Consider the following 19,163-nt stretch of genomic DNA (forward strand, 5'->3'; position numbering starts at 1 on the left):
GGGGGGGGCGGGGGGCTCGGCGCCCGCGGCCGCGGGCGGGGGGGGGGGGGGGGGGGGGGGGGGGCGGGCGCCCGCCCCCCCCCCCCCCCCCCCCCCCCCCCCCGCGGCGGAGCTCACCCCCGCGGGCGCACGCCTCAGCTGACCGGCACCTCGGGCTGCGCGTCCAGGAGAGCGAGGATGCGGTCCAGGTCCTCCAGACCGGCGAAGTCGACCGTCAGGCGCCCGCGGGTGCGGCCCATGGTGATGCGCACGCGGGTGTCGAGGCGGTCGGCCAGGCCGGAGGCGCGCTGCTCCAGCTCGGGCTGCTGGCGGGCCGGGTTGCGCCGACGGGGGGTGTCGTCGGCCTCGCCGAGAGCGATGATCTCCTCGACGGCGCGCACGGACAGGCCCTCGGCGACGATGCGCTGGGCGAGGCGCTCCATGGCGCCGCCGTCCTCCAGGGACAGCAGGGCCCGCGCGTGCCCCGCGCTGAGCACACCGGCGGCCACCCGCCGCTGCACCAGCGGCGGCAGCTTCAGCAGGCGCAGCGTGTTGCTGATCTGCGGCCGCGAGCGGCCGATGCGGCCGGCGAGCTCCTCGTGCGTGCAGCCGAAGTCCTCCAGCAGCTGCTGGTAGGCGGCCGCCTCCTCCAGGGGGTTGAGCTGGCTGCGGTGCAGGTTCTCCAGCAGCGCGTCGCGCAGGAGGTCGTCGTCGGCGGTCTCCCGCACGATCGCCGGGACGGCGCCCAGACCGGCCTCGGTGGCGGCGCGCCAGCGGCGCTCGCCCATGATGAGCTCGTAGTCGTCCCCGGCCCGCCGCACCACGACGGGCTGGAGGACGCCGATCTCGCGGACGGAGTGGACCAGCTCGGCCAGCTCGTCCTCGTCGAACACCGTGCGCGGCTGGCGCGGGTTCGGGGAGATGCGCTCCACGGGGATCTCGGCGAACGTCACACCGGGGACGGGGAGCAGGCCGTCCACCGCCAGCGCCTCGGCGGGGGGCTGCTCGTCCTCCTGCGCGGGCCGCTCGGCCGCGTCCGTCGGCTCGCCCTCGACGACCACCTCGGCGCTGGGGGCGGGCTCCTGGGCGGTGAGGGCGTCGACGTCGTCGGTCGCCTCCTCGTCAGGCGTCGAGGCCGGCTCCTCCACCGCCTCCGGGTCCGCGGTGCGGACCAGGGCGAGGTCACCGAGGCGCGCCTCGACCGCGGACTCGGCGGCGCTGTCGCCAGCCGGGACGTCAGCGGGCGCGTCGGCCTCCTGCACCGCCACGGCACTGGGCTCGTCGCGGCGCTGGTCGAAGAACAGGTCCACCGGCCGCGCCGAGGGGCGCATGACGGGCGGCACCGATGCCCGGCCGTCCGCACCCGTCCGCGACGGCCCCTGACCGGCCGCTCCACCCGGGATGAGGGCTCCCAGCCCTCGGCCGAGACCCCGCCGCTTGTCGCTCACGCTCCACCTTCCTTCGACGCCAGACCGCGTCGTCGTGCCGTCCCGTCCGTCCACCGTGACCAGGGATCCTCCCCGGTCGGCGTCGCACCGGAGGCAGCATCTCGCGCCACCGCCGATGTTTCACGTGGATCCACAGGTGTGTCCGCCGGTTCGGGTGCTGCTCCGCGCTGGGCGATCTCTCGCGCGGCCTGCAGGTAGGCGAGCGCCCCCGAGGACAGCGGGTCGTACGACATGACGGTCTGGCCGTGACTCGGCGCCTCGGAGATGCGCACCGAACGGGGCACGAGGGTCCGCAGCACCTGCTCGCCGAAGTGCGTCCGCACCTCGTCGACGACCTGCGCGGCGAGGCGGGTGCGCCCGTCATACATGGTCAGCAGGATCGTCGTGACCTCGAGGTCCGGGTTCAGGTGCTCCTGGATGAGCTCGATGTTCGCCAGCAGCTGCGAGAGGCCCTCCAGCGCGTAGTACTCGCACTGGATGGGGATGAGCACCTCGGGAGCCGCCACGAAGGCGTTGATGGTCAGCAGTCCCAGGCTGGGGGGGCAGTCGATGAGGACGTAGTCGAACCTCCCCTCACCGGAGCGCTCGACGGCCGTCAGGTACTTCTTCACCGCCCGCAGCAGGCGGGACTCGCGGGCGACCATGGAGACGAGCTCGATCTCGGCACCGGCCAAGTCCACCGTGGCGGGGGCGCACCACAGGTCGGGGGCCTCCGCGCACCGCTGCACCACCTCGGCCAGGGGCCGGCCTTCGACGAGGACCTCGTACACCCCCGGGACGTCGGCGTGGTGCTCGACCCCGAGCGCCGTCGAGGCGTTGCCCTGAGGATCCAGGTCGAGGACGAGGACCTTGAGGCCGCCGGCGGACAGCGCCGCCGCGATGTTGACGGCCGTCGTCGTCTTGCCGACGCCACCCTTCTGGTTGGCGATCGTCATGACCCGGGTGATGGCCGGCTTGGGCAGCGGCGCCGAGACGGGTCGAGCGGCCGGGGAAGGCAGCGTGGCCGGCTCCTCCTCCTCATCGGTGTCCGTTCCACGTGGAACGTCGTTGAGGGGAGGGGGTGAAGGAGCGGCAGCCCCGACCAGATCCGTGGGATCCGCGTCTGTTCCACGTGGAACGTCAACCGCTGGCACGGACGGCTCGCTCTCATCCGTCGAGCGAACGAGAGGGACGGCGTCCACCGCTCGGAGGACCTCCTCGCCCTCAACAGGAGGCGCCGGCGTCTCCGGTCCACGTGAAACGCCATCGTGGGAGTCGTCACCCGCTGGGGCAGGCATCGGAGCATCGTGCGCTGCCCCCGGCAGCACACTTGTGTCGGTGACGTCCGTTTCACGTGGAACGGCCGTCTCCGCCTGGAGTAACACCGGCTCATCCGCAGGTGCTACGGGTTCCTCCGGTGCCGACGACGACGTCGTAGCCGCGTGCTCCTGCGGCGCCGGATCCGTCTCGTCCGGCGCGCTGCGCCGCGCACCGATCCACCCGAGCGGCGTGCTCTCGTGCGCGGCGCGGGGTGAGGTCGCGAACCAGCCCAGCTCAGTCACCGTGTCCCTCTCGTCCTGCGCCGGAGCGGCGCGGTGTGCAGGTGCGTCAGGAGCGTCGCGCACTGCGACGTGCGGTTTGCCGGCGGCGCGGCGCGGCCGTTCCGGCGGTGGACGGCGTACGCAGCGGCCCCGTGCCCCGTGGGACGCGGACGACCGTGGTGCCCGTGCCGTCGTCCGGCCCGACGTGCTCGATGGTCGGCTCCTCGGTGATGCCGAGAGAGCGCAGGGTGTCGGCGGCGGCGGCGACCTCGTCAGCAGCCGTCCGGCCCTTGATGGCCAGCAGGTGACCGCCGGTGGCGCACAGCGGCAGGGTCCACCCGTAGAGGGTGGCCAGGGGTGCGACAGCGCGGGCGGTGACGACGGTGCCGGTGAACTCCCCGCGCACGTCCTCCGCGCGCCCGCGCACGACGGCGACGCGGTCGCGCAGCTCGAGCACCTCGACGACCTCGCGGAGGAAGGAGAAGCGGCGCTCCAGCGGCTCGACGAGCCGCACGGTGAGGTCGGGCCGGGCCAGCGCCAGCGGGATGCCCGGCAGCCCTGCGCCAGAGCCGACGTCCACGACGGTCGCCCCGTCGGGGACGAGCTCGCCGAGGTAGGCGCAGTTCAGGAGGTGGCGCTCCCACAGGCGGGGGACCTCGCGGGGACCGATGAGGCCGCGCTCGACACCGGCGGTGGCCAGCTGCCGCACGTAGGCGGTGGCGCGGTCGACCTCGGTCCCGAAGAGCTCGGCTGCCGTCGCAGGTGCCGCACCGGCGTCCGTCGAGGGGCCGTCAACGACAGAGGGGGGGGGGGGGGGGGGGGGGGGGGGGCCGCCCGCCGGGGGGGGGGGGGGGCCGCCCGCCCCCCCCCCCCGGGGGGCGCGCGCCCCGGCCCCCCCCCCCCCCCCCCCCCCCCCCCCCCCCCCCCCCCCCCCCCCGCCCGCCCCCCCCCCCCCCCCCCCCCCCCCCCCCCCCCCCCTCGGGGAGCTCGTCAGACACCCCGTCACCCTACCGGGGACGCGGTGCCGACCGGCTCAGCCGCCCGCTGCGTCACCGCCCGCGACCTCGCGCGGCAGGACAACGACGCGGCGCTGCGGCTCCTCGCCCTCGGACTCGCTGTGCAGTCCGGCGGCGGCCACGGCGTCGTGGACGACCTTGCGCTCGAACGCCGACATGGGCTCCATGCGCTCGGCCTCGCCCGACGTCCGGACCCGGTCCACGACCTCCTGCGCCTGGGCGACCAGGGAGGTGCGCTTGGCCGCACGGTGTCCGGCCACGTCCAGCAGCAGCCGCGTGCGGTCGCCGGTGGAGGCCTGGACGGCCAGGCGCGTCAGCTCCTGCAGCGCCTCGAGGACCTCGCCGTCCCGGCCGACGAGCCGCCGCAGGGCCGGGGTGCCGGCCTCGTCGGCGACGATGGCGACCGACGCGCGGCCGTTCTCGATGTCGATGTCGATGTCGCCGTCGAGGTCGGCGATGTCGAGGAGCTCCTCGAGGTAGTCGGCCGCGACGTCCCCCTCCTCCTCGAGCCGCGACTGCGCGGTCCGCGTCGCCGGCGCAGCCGCGCTGGCCGGAGCGTCCTGCTCGTCCCGCTGGTCGTCCTGCGCCTCGACGGCGCCCGTCGTGCCGTTCACGTGCTTCGTCCTCCTCGCGCGCCACCGCACGGTGGCTGGCTGGTACCGGCCCGCGGCGCGGGCCGCGGTCCCTGGGTCTGGGTCGTCCTCAGCGCTGCTGCGGCTTGGTGCCGGGCCGCTTCTGACGCTGCTCGCGGCTGCCGCCCTTGCGGGGCTGCTGGCGCTGGCGGCGGGGCGGTGCGACGGCGGTCGCTGTGTGCTCCGAGCCGGCCGGGGCCTCGGGCAGGACCTCGCCGCGGCGCGCGGCGCGGCGGGCGCGGCGCTCGGCCAGCTCCTTCTCCGCCAGCGAACCGGGGTTGGGCATGCGCCGGATGACGACGAACTGCTGGCCCATCGACCACACGTTGGTGGTCAGCCAGTACAGGAGCACACCGATCGGGAAGTGGACGCCGGAGACGGCGAAGATGATCGGCAGGATGTAGAGCATCAGCTTCTGCTGCTGCGCGAAGGGGTTGTTCTCCATCGAGGCGGAGGACGTGTTCTTCGCCATCAGCTGCTTCTGCGTCACGAACTGCGACGCCGACATCAGCACGATCATCACCGCGGTGAGGACGATCGTGTTCCAGTCCCCGGTGCCCCAGGAGTTCCAGAAGATGCTCGACAGCTGCGAGCCGAAGATGGTCGCGTTGTCGGCCTGCTCCACCAGGTCAGGGGTCAGCGCGCCGATCGAGCGGCCCTGCCCGATGCCGTTGAGGGTGTGGAAGAGGGCGAAGAAGATGGGCGACTGCAGCAGGATCGGCAGGCAGCTGGCCATCGGGTTGGTGCCCGAGGTCCGGTAGAGCGACATCATCTCCTGCTGCATCGCCTGGCGGCTGGCAGGGTCCGACTTGCCCTTGTACTTCTGCTGGATCTTGCGCATCTCCGGCTGGATGACCTGCATCCCGCGCATCGCCTTGATCTGCTTGACGAAGAGCGGGATGAGGAGCGTCCGGATGACGACGACGAGGCCGACGATCGACAGCGACCACGCTGCGCCGCCCTCGGCGTCCAGGCCGATGAACGTGAACAGGTCGTGGAAGCGGACCATGATCCACGCCACCACCCACTGGATGGGGTAGAGCAGGTCGAAGAAGAAATCGATCATCCGGGCAGGTCCTCTCCCTCACTCGCCGGCTGAGCGGCGGGTCGTGTGCGAGGCCCTCCGGGACGGGGCCCCCTCACCGCGCACACGTGTCGCCGTGCGCTGGCAGGCGGGGCCGAGGCTCCGCCTGCACCGTCTGTGGTGCGGTCGGGCCGGTCACCGGCCCGACCTGGTCCGCGGCGAGCCTCTCCGCGGAACGTGGTCCACCCCCCCAGGGTTCCACGGGTGGCAGCGCAGCAGGCGCCGCACGGTGAGCCAGGTGCCCACGACGAGCCCGCGGGTGCGCAGCGCCTCGACGGCGTACGCGGAGCAGGAGGGGTAGAAGCGGCAGGTCGGCCCCAGCAGGGGGGACACGAGCAGCTGGTAGGCGCGCACGAGGAGCACGAGCAGCCCGGAGGGCCAGCGCACCGGGTGCCACCAGGGGCGCGCAGGCTCCGGGGCGGGCTCCTGGGCGCTGTCGGCGGCCACCGGGTCGGCGGTCGAGCCGTCCCCGGTCACGAGGTCCCCGGACGCTGCGCCTCGGGTCGCGGCGTCCCCAGACCGAGGCGGCGCAGCCCGCGGTCGAGGTCGGAGCCCAGCTCGGCGGAGGTGGCGTCGGCGGCCGCGGGCAGGGCCCGCACGACGAGCAGGCCGCCGGCGGGCAGGCCGGGCAGCGCGGCGGCGGCCAGGTGCCGCAGCCGCCGCTGCACGCGGTGCCGCACGACGGACCCGCCGACGGCCTTGGACACGACGAAGCCCACCCGCAGGGGGTGGGCCGGTGCCGTGGAGGCGTCCGCACCGTCCACCGGCTCACCCGCGGGAGAGAAGTGGACGACGAGGCGACGCGTGCCGGCGCGGGCACCGCGGAAGGCGGCGGAGAACTCGTCCCGCCGCCGCAGGCGGTGCGCCGCGGGCAGCACGCGGTCGCCCCGGGATCAGGCGGAGAGGTTCGCGCGCCCCTTCAGGCGGCGCGCGGAGAGGATGGCGCGCCCGGCACGGGTGCGCATGCGCAGGCGGAAGCCGTGCGTCTTGGCCCGCCGACGGTTGTTCGGCTGGAAGGTGCGCTTGCTCACGTCAGTTCTCCATGCTCGCCAGGTCCGGGCTCCCGCCGCGGCCGTGGGGCGCTACCGGCTCGGAGCACAATCTCCACCAGAGTACGGGGGCGGTGCCGGTCGGGTCAAAGCGCGGGCCGTCCCGCCCGGCGGCCGGCGGTGGCCGCCACTTGAACGCCGCCCGTCGGCGTTGTTACCGTCCCGGGTCGACGCGCCGACGTCCGCGCGGGGAGGCCCACGGCGGGTCCCCCACGGGGCCGGTCCCCTCCTGTCCCGGGCGTCGTGCACAAGCTGTGGACTCAGGTGTGGACGAAGCCCGTCGAACGGTTCCGTCACGACGGGAGAGGGCTCGAGTGGACAGCGACGGCGGCGACTTCCCCAGCGTCTGGCAGCGCGCGGTCGCGCGACTGGACGAGGGCGGGGTCACCCCCCACCAGCGCGCCTTCGTGCGGCTGACGCGGCCGCTGGGCCTGCTGGACGGGACCGCGCTGCTCGCGGTGCCCAACGACCTCACCAAGGAGGTCATCGAGCAGAAGGTCCGCGAGCCGCTGACCCGGGCCCTGGGCGACGAGCTGGGCCTGGCGGTGCGGCTCGCGGTCACGGTGGACCCCTCGATCGGGGCGACCCTGGCGCCGGAGCTGACGGGGGAGTCCTCCGCCGCTGGTGCCTCGACGCTGGAGCGCGAGCGCGTCGCCGTGGTCGGGACGCTGGAGGCCGAAGCGCGGGGGACGCACCCGGCGGACGGCGGTCCGGACGGCGCCCCCGAGGACGAGTACGGCACCGGCTCGCCGCTGGACGACTCCGACCCCGACCTGCTGTTCACCGGCTACAAGGTCGAGCGCGGGCCGGGCACGGGCCGGCAGGCGCCGCGGGCGCGGGCGACGCAGAAGGTCGAGAACGCCCGGCTGAACCCGAAGTACATCTTCGAGAGCTTCGTCATCGGGGCCAGCAACCGCTTCGCGCACGCGGCCGCCGTGGCGGTGGCCGAGGCGCCCGCGAAGGCCTACAACCCGCTGTTCATCTACGGCGAGTCCGGACTGGGCAAGACCCACCTGCTGCACGCGATCGGGCACTACGCGCAGAACCTCTACCCGGGGGTGCAGGTGCGGTACGTGAACTCCGAGGAGTTCACCAACGACTTCATCAACAGCATCCGCGACGACAAGGCCCAGGCCTTCCAGCGCCGGTACCGCGACGTGGACGTCCTCCTCATCGACGACATCCAGTTCCTGTCGAACAAGGTGCAGACGCAGGAGGAGTTCTTCCACACCTTCAACACGCTGCACAACGCCAGCAAGCAGGTCGTGATCACCTCCGACCTGCCGCCGAAGCAGCTGTCGGGCTTCGAGGAGCGCATGCGCAGCCGCTTCGAGTGGGGGCTGATCACCGACGTCCAGCCGCCGGACCTCGAGACGCGCATCGCCATCCTGCGCAAGAAGGCGATCGGCGAGCGCCTGGAGGTGCCCGACGACGTCAAGGAGTACATCGCCTCCAAGATCTCCTCGAACATCCGGGAGCTGGAGGGCGCGCTGATCCGCGTGACGGCGTTCGCGAGCCTGAACCGCCAGGCCGTGGACATGCAGCTGGCGGAGATCGTGCTGCGCGACCTCATCCCCAACGACGAGACGCCGGAGATCACCGCGGCGGCGATCATGGGGCAGACGGCGTCCTACTTCAGCGTGACGCTGGAGGACCTGTGCGGGACGTCGCGCTCGCGCACGCTGGTGACGGCGCGCCAGATCGCCATGTACCTGTGCCGGGAGCTGACGGAGCTGTCGCTGCCGAAGATCGGCCAGCACTTCGGCGGCCGGGACCACACGACGGTCATGCACGCCGAGCGCAAGATCAAGCAGCAGATGGCCGAGCGCCGCAGCACGTACAACCAGGTCACCGAGCTGACCAACCGCATCAAGAAGCAGGCCGGCGCCTGACCGACGGCGTCCGGCGGTGACCTGAGCACCGCCCGGCCCCGCTCCGCGACGACCTCCGACGGGAGCCCCGCACGCACCGCGTGCGGGGCTCCTGCGCGTCCGCGGCCTGCCAGGACCCTCCCGCACCAGGTCGTCCACAGTCGTCCACACCCTGGGGACAGACCTGTGGACGACGGAGCCACAGCCGGTGGACAACCCGGTGGAGGAGCGGTGGACGGACCCCGTGCCGGGTGTGCACGGCCGTGGACGGCCGCCGGGCCGTCCACGGGCCTGTGGACACGACGGGGTCGCCGTCCGCAGGTCCTCCCCATCCACAGGAGGGGGTGGATCGCCCGCTGACCTGCGACGACACCGGGTTGTCCACAGCCTCCACACGGGCGACTACGACGATGGACCCCTCCCCATGACGAAGAGGTCACCCACGAGAGGTGTGGACAGGTGGCGGTGGACGGCGGGGACCTCGGCCAGGGGAGGGGCTCCACGGCCCCTGGCGGGGCCGGCCGTGACGGAGGACCCAGCACGGGCGGTGGTCGCGGAGAGTGACGGCCTCCCGGCGGTGTTCGAACAGCCGCGATAGCGGTCGATAGCGCTCGATAGCGGTGAGCGCCTGACCGGGGCGCGCCGCCCCGGTGCCCACCGGCACCCGCAGGACGCCCGCCCCGCCCCGGGTCCCCCCGGTCGGTGCTCTCCACTACTGTCGGAAGCCGCCCGCGAGCGCAGCCGTCGCCGCGGGACGCGCACGCAGCGGACCCGCAGCAGGTGGGCCCGGCACGGGTGAGGGGGCGGTTCCTGGTGGAGTTGCAGGTCGAGCGCGACGTGCTGGCCGACGCCGTCGCGTGGGCGGCCCGCGCGCTGCCGGCCCGGCCGCCCGTCCCGGTCCTGGCCGGTGTCCTGATGGAGGCCTCCGACGAGGGCACCCTGACGCTGTCGACCTTCGACTACGAGGTGTCGGCGCGCGTGGAGGTGCCGGCCGACGTGCGCACCGCCGGCACGGTGCTCGTCTCGGGCCGGCTGCTGGCCGACATCTCGCGCAGCCTGCCGGGCCGGCCGGTGAGCATGGTCACCGAGGGCTCCAAGGTCACCGTGACGTGCGGCAGCAGCCGCTTCTCGCTGCTGACGATGCCGGTGGAGGAGTACCCGTCGCTGCCGGGCCTGCCCGAGTCCTCCGGCACCCTGCCGGGCGACGCGTTCACCGAGGCCGTCGGCCAGGTCACCGTGGCCGCGAGCCGCGACGAGACGCTGCCGATCCTCACGGGCGTGCGGATGGAGATCGAGGGCGACCGGCTCAGCCTGCTGGCCACCGACCGGTACCGGCTGGCCGTGCGCGAGCTGCGCTGGAACCCGGCGTCGCCGGACATGGAGGCCGTGGCCCTGGTGCGCGCCCGCACGCTGTCGGAGGTCGCGCGCTCGCTGGGCGCGACGGGGTCGATCACGATGGCCCTGGCCGACGGCGGCAGCGACCTCATCGGCTTCCAGGCCGCCGGCCGGCACGCCACGTCGCTGCTGGTGGACGGCGAGTACCCCAAGGTGCGCTCGCTGTTCCCCGCCGAGTCGCCCACCCACGCCGTCGTGTCCACGGCCGCGCTGACGGAGGCCGTCAAGCGCGTCGCGCTGGTCGCCGAGCGCAACACCCCGGTGCGCTTGCGCTTCACCGACGGCGTGCTGTCCTTGGAGGCGGGCCAGGGCGACGACGCGCAGGCGTCGGAGGCCCTGGAGGCCACCCTGGTCGGCGAGGAGATCTCCATCGCCTTCAACCCGCAGTTCCTGCTCGACGGGCTGGGCGCGCTCGGCGCGGCCTGGGCCCGCCTGTCGTTCACCCAGCCGACCCGTCCGGCCGTCATCACCGGTCAGGACGAGCAGGACGGGGAGGACGACACCGGCTACCGGTACCTGCTGATGCCGGTCCGGCTGGCCGGCTGACCGGCCGCCCGCGGAGCCCGCGCGGCCCGCGGGCCCACCACCCGTGAACAGCACGATCCGCGAACAGCACCGCCGGCGGACGCCGGCAGACGGAGGGACCCCGCTCATGCACATCGGCCTCGTCGGTCTCGGGAAGATGGGTGGCAACATGCGCGCCCGCCTGCGCGACAAGGGCGTCGAGGTGACCGGGTTCGACCCGAACCCCGACGTCACCGACGTGCCCAGCCTCGCCGCCCTCGTGGAGGCCCTGCCCTCGCCGAAGGTCGTCTGGGTCATGGTGCCCTCCGGCAAGATCACCCGGGACACGGTGGCCGCGCTGGCGCCGCTGCTGGGCGACGGCGACCTGGTCATCGACGGCGGCAACTCCAAGTGGACCGACGACGAGGTCAACGCCAAGCTCCTGGCCGAGCGCGGCACCGGCTACGTGGACTGCGGCGTCTCCGGCGGCGTGTGGGGCAGGGACAACGGCTACGGGCTCATGTGCGGCGGCTCCAGCGCCCACGTGCAGGCCGCCATGCCCGTCTTCGACGCGCTGCGCCCCGACGGCCCGCGCGAGGAGGGCTTCGTCCACGCCGGCGGCGTCGGCGCGGGCCACTACTCGAAGATGGTCCACAACGGCATCGAGTACGGGCTGATGCACGCCTACGCCGAGGGCTACGAGCTGCTGGAGGCCAAGGGGATCATCAAGGACGTCCCCGCGGTCTTCAAGGCGTGGACGCGCGGCACGGTCGTGCGCTCCTGGCTGCTGGACCTGCTCGTGCGCGCCCTGGAGGAGGACCCGAAGCTGGCGAACCTGCGCGGGTACGCGCAGGACTCCGGCGAGGGCCGCTGGACGCTGGAGCAGGCCGTGGAGAACGCCGTGCCCATGCCGGTCCTCGCGGCCGCGCTGTTCGCGCGCTTCTCCTCCCGCCAGGAGGACTCCCCGTCGATCAAGGCCGTCGCGGCGCTGCGCAACCAGTTCGGCGGGCACGCCGTCACGGACGCCGGGCCGACCTCCGGTACCGGCTCCACCCACTAGGCCCCGCGTGCACGTCGCGCACCTGTCGCTGGCCGACTTCCGCTCCTACGAGCGGCTCGAGCTCGACCTGCGGCCCGGCACGACGACGTTCGTGGGCCTGAACGGGCAGGGCAAGACCAACCTCGTCGAGGCCGTCGGCTACGTGGCCACGCTCGGCAGCCACCGCGTGTCCGGGGACGCGCCGCTCGTGCGGCAGGGCGCCTCCCGGGCCGTGGTGCGCGCCGAGCTGGCCCGCGGCGGCCGGCGGGCCCTGGTCGAGCTGGAGATCACCCCCGGCCGCGCCAACCGCGCGCGGCTCAACGGCGCCCCCGTGCGCCGCCCCCGGGAGGTGCTGGGCACGCTGCGCAGCGTCCTGTTCGCCCCCGAGGACCTGGCGCTGGTCAAGGGCGACCCCGACGGGCGCCGGCGCTACCTGGACGACCTGCTGGTGACGCGCTGGCCGCGGGTGGCGGGCCTGCGCGCCGACTACGACCGCGTCGTGCGCCAGCGCACGGCGCTGCTGAAGTCGGCGGGGCCGGCGCTGCGCTCGGGCCGCGGGGACCCCGGCACCCTCGACGTGTGGGACGCCCAGCTCGCCGAGCTCGGCGCGGAGCTGCTGGCGGCGCGGCTGCGGCTGCTGGAGGACCTGCGCGGTCCCGCCTCCGAGGCGTACCGGGCGGTCAGCGCGGGGCAGGGCGAGCTGGAGCTGGGCTACCGCAGCGCGCTGCCGCTGCTGGCCGAGGGCGTCGCGACGACCCCCGGCGGGGCCGTCCCGGGGCGGGGGGAGCTGCGCGACGCGCTGCTGGCGCAGGCCGCCGAGCAGCGCCCCGCCGAGCTGGACCGGGGGGTGTGCCTGGTCGGCCCGCACCGCGACGACCTCGTCCTCACCCTGGGCGGCATGCCCGCCAAGGGGTACGCCAGCCACGGCGAGAGCTGGTCGGTGGCCCTGGGGCTGCGGCTGGCCAGCTACCGGCTGCTGCTGACCGACGACGAGCTGGACGACCCCGGCGGGCCCGTCCTCGTCCTCGACGACGTGTTCGCCGAGCTGGACGCCGGCCGGCGCGCGCGGCTGGCCGAGGTGGTCGCCGGCGCGGAGCAGGTGCTGGTGACGGCGGCCGTGCCCGAGGACGTGCCGCCCGCGCTGCGCGGCGGTGGCGCCGACCGGGTGGACGTCACGAGCGGGAGCGCCGTCCGTGCCGCCTGAGGAGCCGGACGAGCCGGGCGGACCCGGCGAGCCGCCCGGTGAGGACCCGGGGGAGCTGGACGGCGACGCCGACGCGCCGCTGCTGCCGGAGGCGGCCACCGGCCCGCCGCCGGGCGAGGACGAGCCCACGGGCGCGGACCTGGCCCGCACGGCGCTGGGCCGGGCGCGGGCGGCGGCCGCGGCGAAGGGGCTGCGCCCGGGCGTGCAGCCGCTGGGCGGCCGGACCACCGCCCGCACCTTCGCCGAGCACGTCGCCGGGGGTCCGGTGGCGGGCCGTCCGCGCCGCCCGGACGCCTCGGTGCGATCGGGCGCCCACCCCGACGCCCGCGACCCCCAGACGCTCGACTCGACGCTGTCGCGGCTGGTGGGCGAGCGCGGCTGGGAGCAGCCGGTCGCCGTGGGCGGGGCGTTCGGGCGCTGGGACGTCGTGGTGGGCCCGGACCTGGCGGGGCACTGCGAGCCGGAGTCGCTGACCGACGGCACGCTCGTCGTGCGCGCGGAGTCCACGGCGTGGGCCACCCAGGTGCGGCTGCTGACCAGCCACCTGGTGCGCCGCCTCGACGAGGAGCTGGGGCACGGGGTCGTCACCAAGGTCGTCGTGCGCGGGCCGCGCAGCCCGTCGTGGCGCAGGGGCGGGCGCTCGGCCCCGGGCGGGCGGGGGCCGCGCGACACCTACGGCTGACCGGCGCTCCACCCGCTGCGACGGGAGGTGCGACGGGGCACGGCGAGGGCGCGGGCCGCGGACGCGCCCCGGCACGGACGGCCCCCCGCTCGTGTGGGGGACCACGCGCGCGGGGGGTCGCGCCGCGCAGGGGGCGCCACAGGGCCTCAGGACGCGAGGGGCGGGGGCCCGGCGGGGTAGGATCGGGGAGAACCTGGCGGTCGACGGGCCTCTGGCGTCACGGGCCCGCGAGGTCCCCCGCGCCGGTCCCGCACGGCCGCCCCACCGGAGGGAGCTCGCATCACCGTGCCGAACGAGGACCGTCCCGAGGACACCCCCCAGCCCACCCCCGCGGACGCCTCCGCCGCCCCCGCCACGCCTTCCGGGGTCCCCTCCCTCGCGGACGCCGTGGCGCCCGACGGCACGGTGAGCACCGACGGGGCCGTGGGCGGCGAGTACGGCGCCGACGCCATCACCGTCCTCGAGGGCCTGGAGGCGGTGCGCAAGCGCCCCGGCATGTACATCGGCTCCACCGGTGAGCGCGGCCTGCACCACCTCGTCTACGAGGTCGTCGACAACTCCGTCGACGAGGCGCTGGCCGGGCACTGCGACACCATCCGCGTGACCCTGACCGTCGACGGCGGGGTGCGCGTGGAGGACAACGGCCGCGGGATCCCCGTCGACGTCATGGCCGGCGAGGGCCGCCCGGCCGTCGAGGTCGTCCTCACGGTGCTGCACGCGGGCGGCAAGTTCGGCGGCGGCGGGTACTCCGTCTCCGGCGGCCTGCACGGCGTGGGCATCTCCGTCGTCAACGCGCTGTCGCGGAAGCTCGAGGTGGAGATCCGCCGGCAGGGCTCGGTGTGGCGGCAGTCCTACGCCGACGGCGTGCCCGTGGCGCCGCTGGCGCAGGGCGAGGACACCGACGAGACCGGCACGACCGTCACGTTCTGGCCCAGCGCCGAGACGTTCGAGACGACCGAGTTCTCCTTCGACACGCTGCGCACCCGCTTCCAGCAGATGGCGTTCCTCAACAAGGGCCTAACCATCTGCCTGGTCGACGAGCGCGCGCACCCCGAGGACGAGGGGGAGGCTGAGTCGACCGACGTCAAGACCGAGCGCGAGGTCACCTTCCGCTACGACGGCGGGCTCGTCGACTACGTCACCCACGTGAACTCGCTGAAGAAGAACGACCCGCTGCACGAGTCGGTCATCGCGCTGGAGGCCGAGGACACCGAGCGCGGCATCTCCGTCGAGCTGGCCCTGCAGTGGACGACCGCCTACACGGAGTCGGTGTTCACGTACGCGAACACCATCAACACCTCCGAGGGCGGCACCCACGAGGCCGGGTTCCGCGGCGCGCTGACGACGCTGGTGGGCGACTACGTCCGCGACGTCCTCAAGGACAAGACGGCCGTCGAGGGCGCCGACATCCGCGAGGGCCTGACCGCGGTGATCTCCGTCAAGCTCGGCGAGCCGCAGTTCGAGGGGCAGACGAAGACGAAGCTGGGCAACACGATCGCCCGCACGTTCGTGCAGCAGCAGGTGCGCGAGCACCTGGGGCACTGGTTCGCCGCCAACCCCAAGGAGGCGCGGGTCATCGCGCAGAAGGCGGTCGGCGCGGCCGTGGCGCGCATGGCGGCCCGCAAGGCGCGCGACACCAGCCGCAAGAGCCTCATGGAGCGCAACTCCATGCCCAGCAAGCTCAAGGACTGCCAGTCGCGCAACCCCGCCGAGTGCGAGGTGTTCATCGTCGAGGGCGACTCCGCGGGCGGTTCGGCCACCCGCGGCCGCGACCCGCGCACCCAGGCGATCCTCGCCATCCGCGGCAAGATCCTCAACGTCGAGAAGGCGCGCCTGGACCGCGCCCTGGGCAACCAGGAGGTGCAGTCGCTCATCACGGCGTTCGGCACCGGCATCGGCGAGGACTTCAGCCTCGACAAGCTGAGGTACCACAAGATCATCATCATGGCCGACGCGGACGTCGACGGGCAGCACATCCGCACGCTGCTGCTGACGCTGCTGTTCCGGTACATGAAGCCGCTGGTGGAGAACGGCCACGTCTACCTGGCGCAGCCGCCGCTGTACCGGATCAAGTGGATGGGCGGGCAGGCGCACGAGTTCGCCTACTCCGACCGCGAGCGCGACGCCCTCATCGCGGCCGGGCGCGAGGCCGGCAAGAAGCTGCCCAAGGAGAACGCCGTCCAGCGCTACAAGGGGCTGGGCGAGATGAACTGGGACGAGCTGTCGGAGACGACGATGGACCCGGCGCACCGCACCCTGCTGCAGGTCACCCTCGAGGACGCCGCCGCGGCCGACGCCATCTTCGCCGTGCTCATGGGCGAGGACGTGGAGTCCCGCCGCGGCTTCATCCAGCGCAACGCCCGCGACGTGCGGTTCCTCGACGTGTAGCCGGCGATGCCGGGCCCGCGCCCGGCCCCGCCCGGTTCCCGCACGACGACCGCCGCCAGACCGCCAGAAGGGCACCACGCCGTGAGCGAGAGCACCACCGAACCCCCCGTCGGCAACCGCGTCGAGCAGGTCGACCTGCAGCTGGAGATGCAGCGCTCCTACCTGGACTACGCGATGAGCGTCATCGTGTCCCGGGCGCTCCCCGACGTGCGCGACGGCCTCAAGCCGGTCCACCGGCGCGTGCTGTACGCGATGTACGACGGCGGGTACCGGCCCGACCGCGGGTACTACAAGTGCGCCCGCGTCGTCGGCGACGTGATGTCGAACTACCACCCGCACGGCGACAGCTCCATCTACGACGCCCTCGTGCGCCTGGCGCAGGACTGGTCGCTGCGCTACCCGCTGGTCGACGGGCAGGGCAACTTCGGCTCGCCCGGCAACGACCCGGCCGCCGCCTACCGGTACACCGAGTGCCGCCTGGCGCCGCTGGCCATGGAGGTCGTGCGGGACATCGACGAGGACACCGTCGACTTCTCCGCGAACTACGACGGGCGCTCGCAGGAGCCGGACGTCCTGCCCAGCCGGTTCCCGAACCTGCTGGTCAACGGCTCGGCCGGCATCGCCGTCGGGATGGCCACGAACATCCCGCCGCACAACCTGCGCGAGGTCGCCGACGGCGTGCAGTGGCTGCTGCAGCACCCGGAGGCGACCGACGAGGAGCAGCTCGCGGCGATGCTCCAGCGCATCAAGGGGCCCGACTTCCCCACGGGCGCGCAGATCCTCGGCTACCGCGGCATCGACGACGCCTACCGCACCGGCCGCGGCGCCATCACGATGCGCGCCGTCGTGGAGGTCGAGGAGATCCAGGGCCGCACCTGCCTGGTCATCAGCGAGCTGCCCTACCAGGTCAACCCGGACAACCTCGCCGACTCGATCGCCACCCTGGCCCGCGAGGGCCGCCTGGCCGGCATCGCCGACGTGCAGGACCACACCTCCGGCAAGACGGGCCAGCGCCTGGTCGTCGTGCTGCGCCGCGACGCCGTCGCCAAGGTCGTGCTGAACAACCTGTACAAGCACACCCAGCTGCAGCAGACCTTCGGCGCGAACATGCTGGCGCTGGTCGACGGGGTGCCGCGCACCCTGCCGATCCACGCGTTCCTCAAGCACTGGATCGCCCACCAGCTCGAGGTCGTGCAGCGGCGCACCCGCTACCGGCTGCGCCAGGCCGAGGCCCGCGCCCACATCCTGCGCGCGCTGCTGAAGGCGCTCGACGCCCTCGACGAGGTCATCTCCCTCATCCGCGGCTCCGCGACGGTCGACGCGGCGCGCGACGGCCTCATGGGGCTGCTGGAGATCGACGACGAGCAGGCGCGCGCCATCCTCGACATGCAGCTGCGCCGCCTGGCCGCCCTGGAGCGGCAGAAGCTGACCGACGAGCACGACGAGCTGGAGCGGCGCATCGCCGACTTCAACGACATCCTCGCCCGCCCCGAGCGGCAGCGGCGCATCGTCGGCGACGAGCTCGGCGAGATCGTCGCCAAGTACGGCGACGAGCGGAAGACGACCGTGCTGCCCTTCGAGGGCGACATGAGCGTCGAGGACCTCATCCCCGTCGAGGACGTCGTCGTCACCGTCACCCGCGGCGGCTACACCAAGCGCACCCGCACCGACCTGTACCGCGCGCAGCGGCGCGGCGGGCGCGGCGTGCGGGGGGCGAGCCTGCGCGAGGACGACGTCGTGGAGCACTTCTTCACCACGACGACCCACCACTGGCTGCTGTTCTTCACCAACCTGGGCCGCGTCTACCGGGCCAAGGGGTACGAGCTGCCGGAGGCCGGCCGCGACGGCCGCGGCCAGCACGTGGCCAACCTGCTGGCGTTCCAGCCGGGCGAGCGCATCGTCGCCGTCCTCGACATCGAGGACTACGAGCAGGCGCCGTACCTGGTGCTGGCCACCCGCGCGGGACTGGTGAAGAAGACGCGGCTGTCGGAGTACGACTCCAACCGCTCCGGCGGCCTCATCGCGATCAACCTGCGCCAGCGGACCGCCGAGGACGGCGAGGAGGTCGACGACGAGCTGTTCGCCGCGGCCCTCGTGGGGGAGGGCGAGGACCTGTTCCTCGTCTCCCGCAAGGGCATGAGCGTGCGGTTCACCGCCGACGACGCCACGCTGCGCCCGATGGGCCGCGCCACCTCCGGGGTCACGGGCATGAAGTTCCGCGACGGCGACGAGCTGCTGGCGATGGCCGTGGCCTCCGACGACCTGGACGTCTTCGTGGTCACCGAGCTCGGCTACGCCAAGCGCACCCGCATCGCCGAGTACCGGCGCCAGGGCCGCGGCGGCCTCGGGATCAAGGTCGCCAAGGTCGCCGAGGCGCGCGGCGACCTCGTCGGGGCGCTCACCGTCAGCGGCGAGGACGAGGTCCTCGTCGTCATGCAGGGCGGGCGGGTCGTGCGCTCGCGCGTGGACGAGGTGCCCTCCAAGGGCCGCGACACGATGGGCGTCACCTTCGCCAAGCCGGAGGACGGCGACCGGATCATCGCGGTGGCGCGCAACGTCGAGCGGGCCGCCGAGGAGGAGGTCGAGCAGGTCGCCGACGCCGTCGAGGAGGCGGTGGGCGTCGAGGGCGGTGGCGGCGCCCCGGTCGACCCGGCGGACGTGGGCGCCGACGAGGACGTGGCCGGCCCCGGCGACGACGCCGCGGCCGCCCGCGGCGAGTCGGACGCCCCGGTGGCGGACGCCGCGCTCGTCGAGGACGCTGCACCCGGGTCCGGCGATGGCGTACCGTCGCAGGACCCGCGCGCGGGCGGCCCCGGTGAGCCGGGCGGCACCGGCAGCGCGACCGACACCGACACCGGAGGCGACCAGTGACCCCTGCGGAACGCACGGCGCCGTCCACGTCCTCCTCGTCCGCCGCGTCCTCGAAGGCGTCCGCCGGGCGCGGGGCGGACGGGGCGGGCCGGCCGCAGCGCCAGGGCGTCGACAGCGTCCCCCGCCGCGTGCGGCTGACGCTGGCGCGGGTGGACCCGTGGTCGGTGACCAAGCTGTCGTTCCTGCTGTCGGTGGCGGTCGGCATCGCGCTGGTCGTGGCGACCGGCGTCGTGTGGGCCGTCCTGGACGGCATGGGCGTCTTCTCCGACCTGGACGGCCTGCTGCGCGACGTCGTGGGCGACGAGGTGGACCTCAACCTGCTCGACTACGTCGGCTTCGGCAGGGTCATCTCGCTGGCGACGGTCATCGCGGTCGTCGACGTGGTGCTCCTGACGGCGCTGTCGACGCTGGCGGCGTTCCTGTACAACGTGTGCGCCGCGCTCGTCGGCGGCCTGCACGTCACGCTGTCCGACGACTGACC

Annotated in this window: 15 protein-coding genes and 1 pseudogene; 8 read left to right on the forward strand and 8 right to left on the reverse strand. The window is 74.1% G+C overall.

From position 1 onward, the window contains the following. Positions 1-134: 134 nt before the first annotated feature. From ACRYMY_RS01945 to rpmH, 8 genes and pseudogenes are all read right to left on the reverse strand, one after another. Positions 135-1,427, reverse strand: coding sequence for a ParB/RepB/Spo0J family partition protein (locus tag ACRYMY_RS01945; protein WP_432545587.1), 1,293 nt, complete (start codon positions 1,425-1,427; stop codon positions 135-137). Continuing rightward, the gene (locus ACRYMY_RS01950) at positions 1,424-2,704 is read right to left on the reverse strand and encodes a ParA family protein (RefSeq protein WP_432545770.1); all 1,281 of its coding nucleotides are present in this window, start codon (positions 2,702-2,704) and stop codon (positions 1,424-1,426) included. Before ACRYMY_RS01950 ends, ACRYMY_RS01945 begins: the two co-directional genes overlap by 4 nt. 310 nt (positions 2,705-3,014) lie before the next feature. Then, positions 3,015-3,788 (reverse strand): annotated as a pseudogene (gene rsmG / locus ACRYMY_RS01955) (16S rRNA (guanine(527)-N(7))-methyltransferase RsmG); the annotation flags it as partial. Between the two features lie 192 nt (positions 3,789-3,980). Further along, positions 3,981-4,577, reverse strand: a complete 597-nt coding sequence (locus ACRYMY_RS01960; protein ID WP_432545588.1) for a Jag family protein — start codon at positions 4,575-4,577, stop codon at positions 3,981-3,983. 88 nt (positions 4,578-4,665) lie between these two features. Further along, entirely contained in the window at positions 4,666-5,661 is a 996-nt protein-coding gene (yidC, locus tag ACRYMY_RS01965; RefSeq protein WP_432545589.1) for a membrane protein insertase YidC, read from the reverse strand. Between the two features lie 153 nt (positions 5,662-5,814). Continuing rightward, positions 5,815-6,156, reverse strand: coding sequence for a membrane protein insertion efficiency factor YidD (gene yidD / locus ACRYMY_RS01970; RefSeq protein WP_432545590.1), 342 nt, complete (start codon positions 6,154-6,156; stop codon positions 5,815-5,817). Continuing rightward, the gene (gene rnpA, locus ACRYMY_RS01975; protein WP_432545591.1) at positions 6,153-6,557 is read right to left on the reverse strand and encodes a ribonuclease P protein component; all 405 of its coding nucleotides are present in this window, start codon (positions 6,555-6,557) and stop codon (positions 6,153-6,155) included. Before rnpA ends, yidD begins: the two co-directional genes overlap by 4 nt. 15 nt (positions 6,558-6,572) lie before the next feature. Beyond that, on the reverse strand, positions 6,573-6,710 hold the full coding sequence (rpmH, locus tag ACRYMY_RS01980) for a 50S ribosomal protein L34 (RefSeq protein WP_369054182.1): 138 nt from the start codon (positions 6,708-6,710) through the stop codon (positions 6,573-6,575). A 332-nt stretch (positions 6,711-7,042) separates the two neighbouring features. Between rpmH and dnaA the strand changes: the two genes are divergently transcribed. From dnaA to ACRYMY_RS02020, 8 genes are all read left to right on the forward strand, one after another. Further along, complete coding sequence (dnaA, locus tag ACRYMY_RS01985; RefSeq protein WP_432545592.1) at positions 7,043-8,620, forward strand: chromosomal replication initiator protein DnaA; 1,578 nt, start codon at positions 7,043-7,045, stop codon at positions 8,618-8,620. A 792-nt stretch (positions 8,621-9,412) separates the two neighbouring features. Continuing rightward, a complete protein-coding gene (gene dnaN / locus ACRYMY_RS01990) occupies positions 9,413-10,540 on the forward strand; it encodes a DNA polymerase III subunit beta (protein WP_432545593.1) in 1,128 nt (375 codons plus the stop codon). 106 nt (positions 10,541-10,646) lie between these two features. Beyond that, positions 10,647-11,558, forward strand: coding sequence for a phosphogluconate dehydrogenase (NAD(+)-dependent, decarboxylating) (gene gnd / locus ACRYMY_RS01995; protein ID WP_432545594.1), 912 nt, complete (start codon positions 10,647-10,649; stop codon positions 11,556-11,558). Positions 11,559-11,565: 7 nt separating this feature from the next. Beyond that, positions 11,566-12,741, forward strand: a complete 1,176-nt coding sequence (gene recF / locus ACRYMY_RS02000) for a DNA replication/repair protein RecF (RefSeq protein ID WP_432545595.1) — start codon at positions 11,566-11,568, stop codon at positions 12,739-12,741. Then, complete coding sequence (locus ACRYMY_RS02005; protein ID WP_432545596.1) at positions 12,731-13,423, forward strand: DciA family protein; 693 nt, start codon at positions 12,731-12,733, stop codon at positions 13,421-13,423. Before recF ends, ACRYMY_RS02005 begins: the two co-directional genes overlap by 11 nt. A 285-nt stretch (positions 13,424-13,708) precedes the next feature. Continuing rightward, positions 13,709-15,811: a DNA topoisomerase (ATP-hydrolyzing) subunit B gene (gene gyrB, locus ACRYMY_RS02010; RefSeq protein ID WP_432545597.1), complete on the forward strand. Its 2,103-nt coding sequence runs from the start codon at positions 13,709-13,711 to the stop codon at positions 15,809-15,811. 6 nt (positions 15,812-15,817) lie between these two features. Further along, positions 15,818-18,682: a DNA gyrase subunit A gene (gyrA, locus tag ACRYMY_RS02015; protein ID WP_432545598.1), complete on the forward strand. Its 2,865-nt coding sequence runs from the start codon at positions 15,818-15,820 to the stop codon at positions 18,680-18,682. Continuing rightward, complete coding sequence (locus ACRYMY_RS02020; protein WP_432545599.1) at positions 18,679-19,161, forward strand: DUF3566 domain-containing protein; 483 nt, start codon at positions 18,679-18,681, stop codon at positions 19,159-19,161. Before gyrA ends, ACRYMY_RS02020 begins: the two co-directional genes overlap by 4 nt. Positions 19,162-19,163 lie beyond the last annotated feature (2 nt).

Source organism: Kineococcus haloalkalitolerans, from assembly GCF_050871905.1.
Lineage (GTDB): Bacteria > Actinomycetota > Actinomycetes > Actinomycetales > Kineococcaceae > Kineococcus.

Bases quoted from the DNA above. Each gene is read 5' to 3' on its own strand.
- ACRYMY_RS01950 (WP_432545770.1), bottom strand. From the start codon at position 2,704: ATGCCTGCCCCAGCGGGTGACGACTCCCACGATGGCGTTTCACGTGGA.
- yidC (WP_432545589.1), bottom strand. From the start codon at position 5,661: ATGATCGATTTCTTCTTCGACCTGCTCTACCCCATCCAGTGGGTGGTG.
- gnd (WP_432545594.1), top strand. From the start codon at position 10,647: ATGCACATCGGCCTCGTCGGTCTCGGGAAGATGGGTGGCAACATGCGC.
- gyrA (WP_432545598.1), top strand. From the start codon at position 15,818: ATGCCGGGCCCGCGCCCGGCCCCGCCCGGTTCCCGCACGACGACCGCC.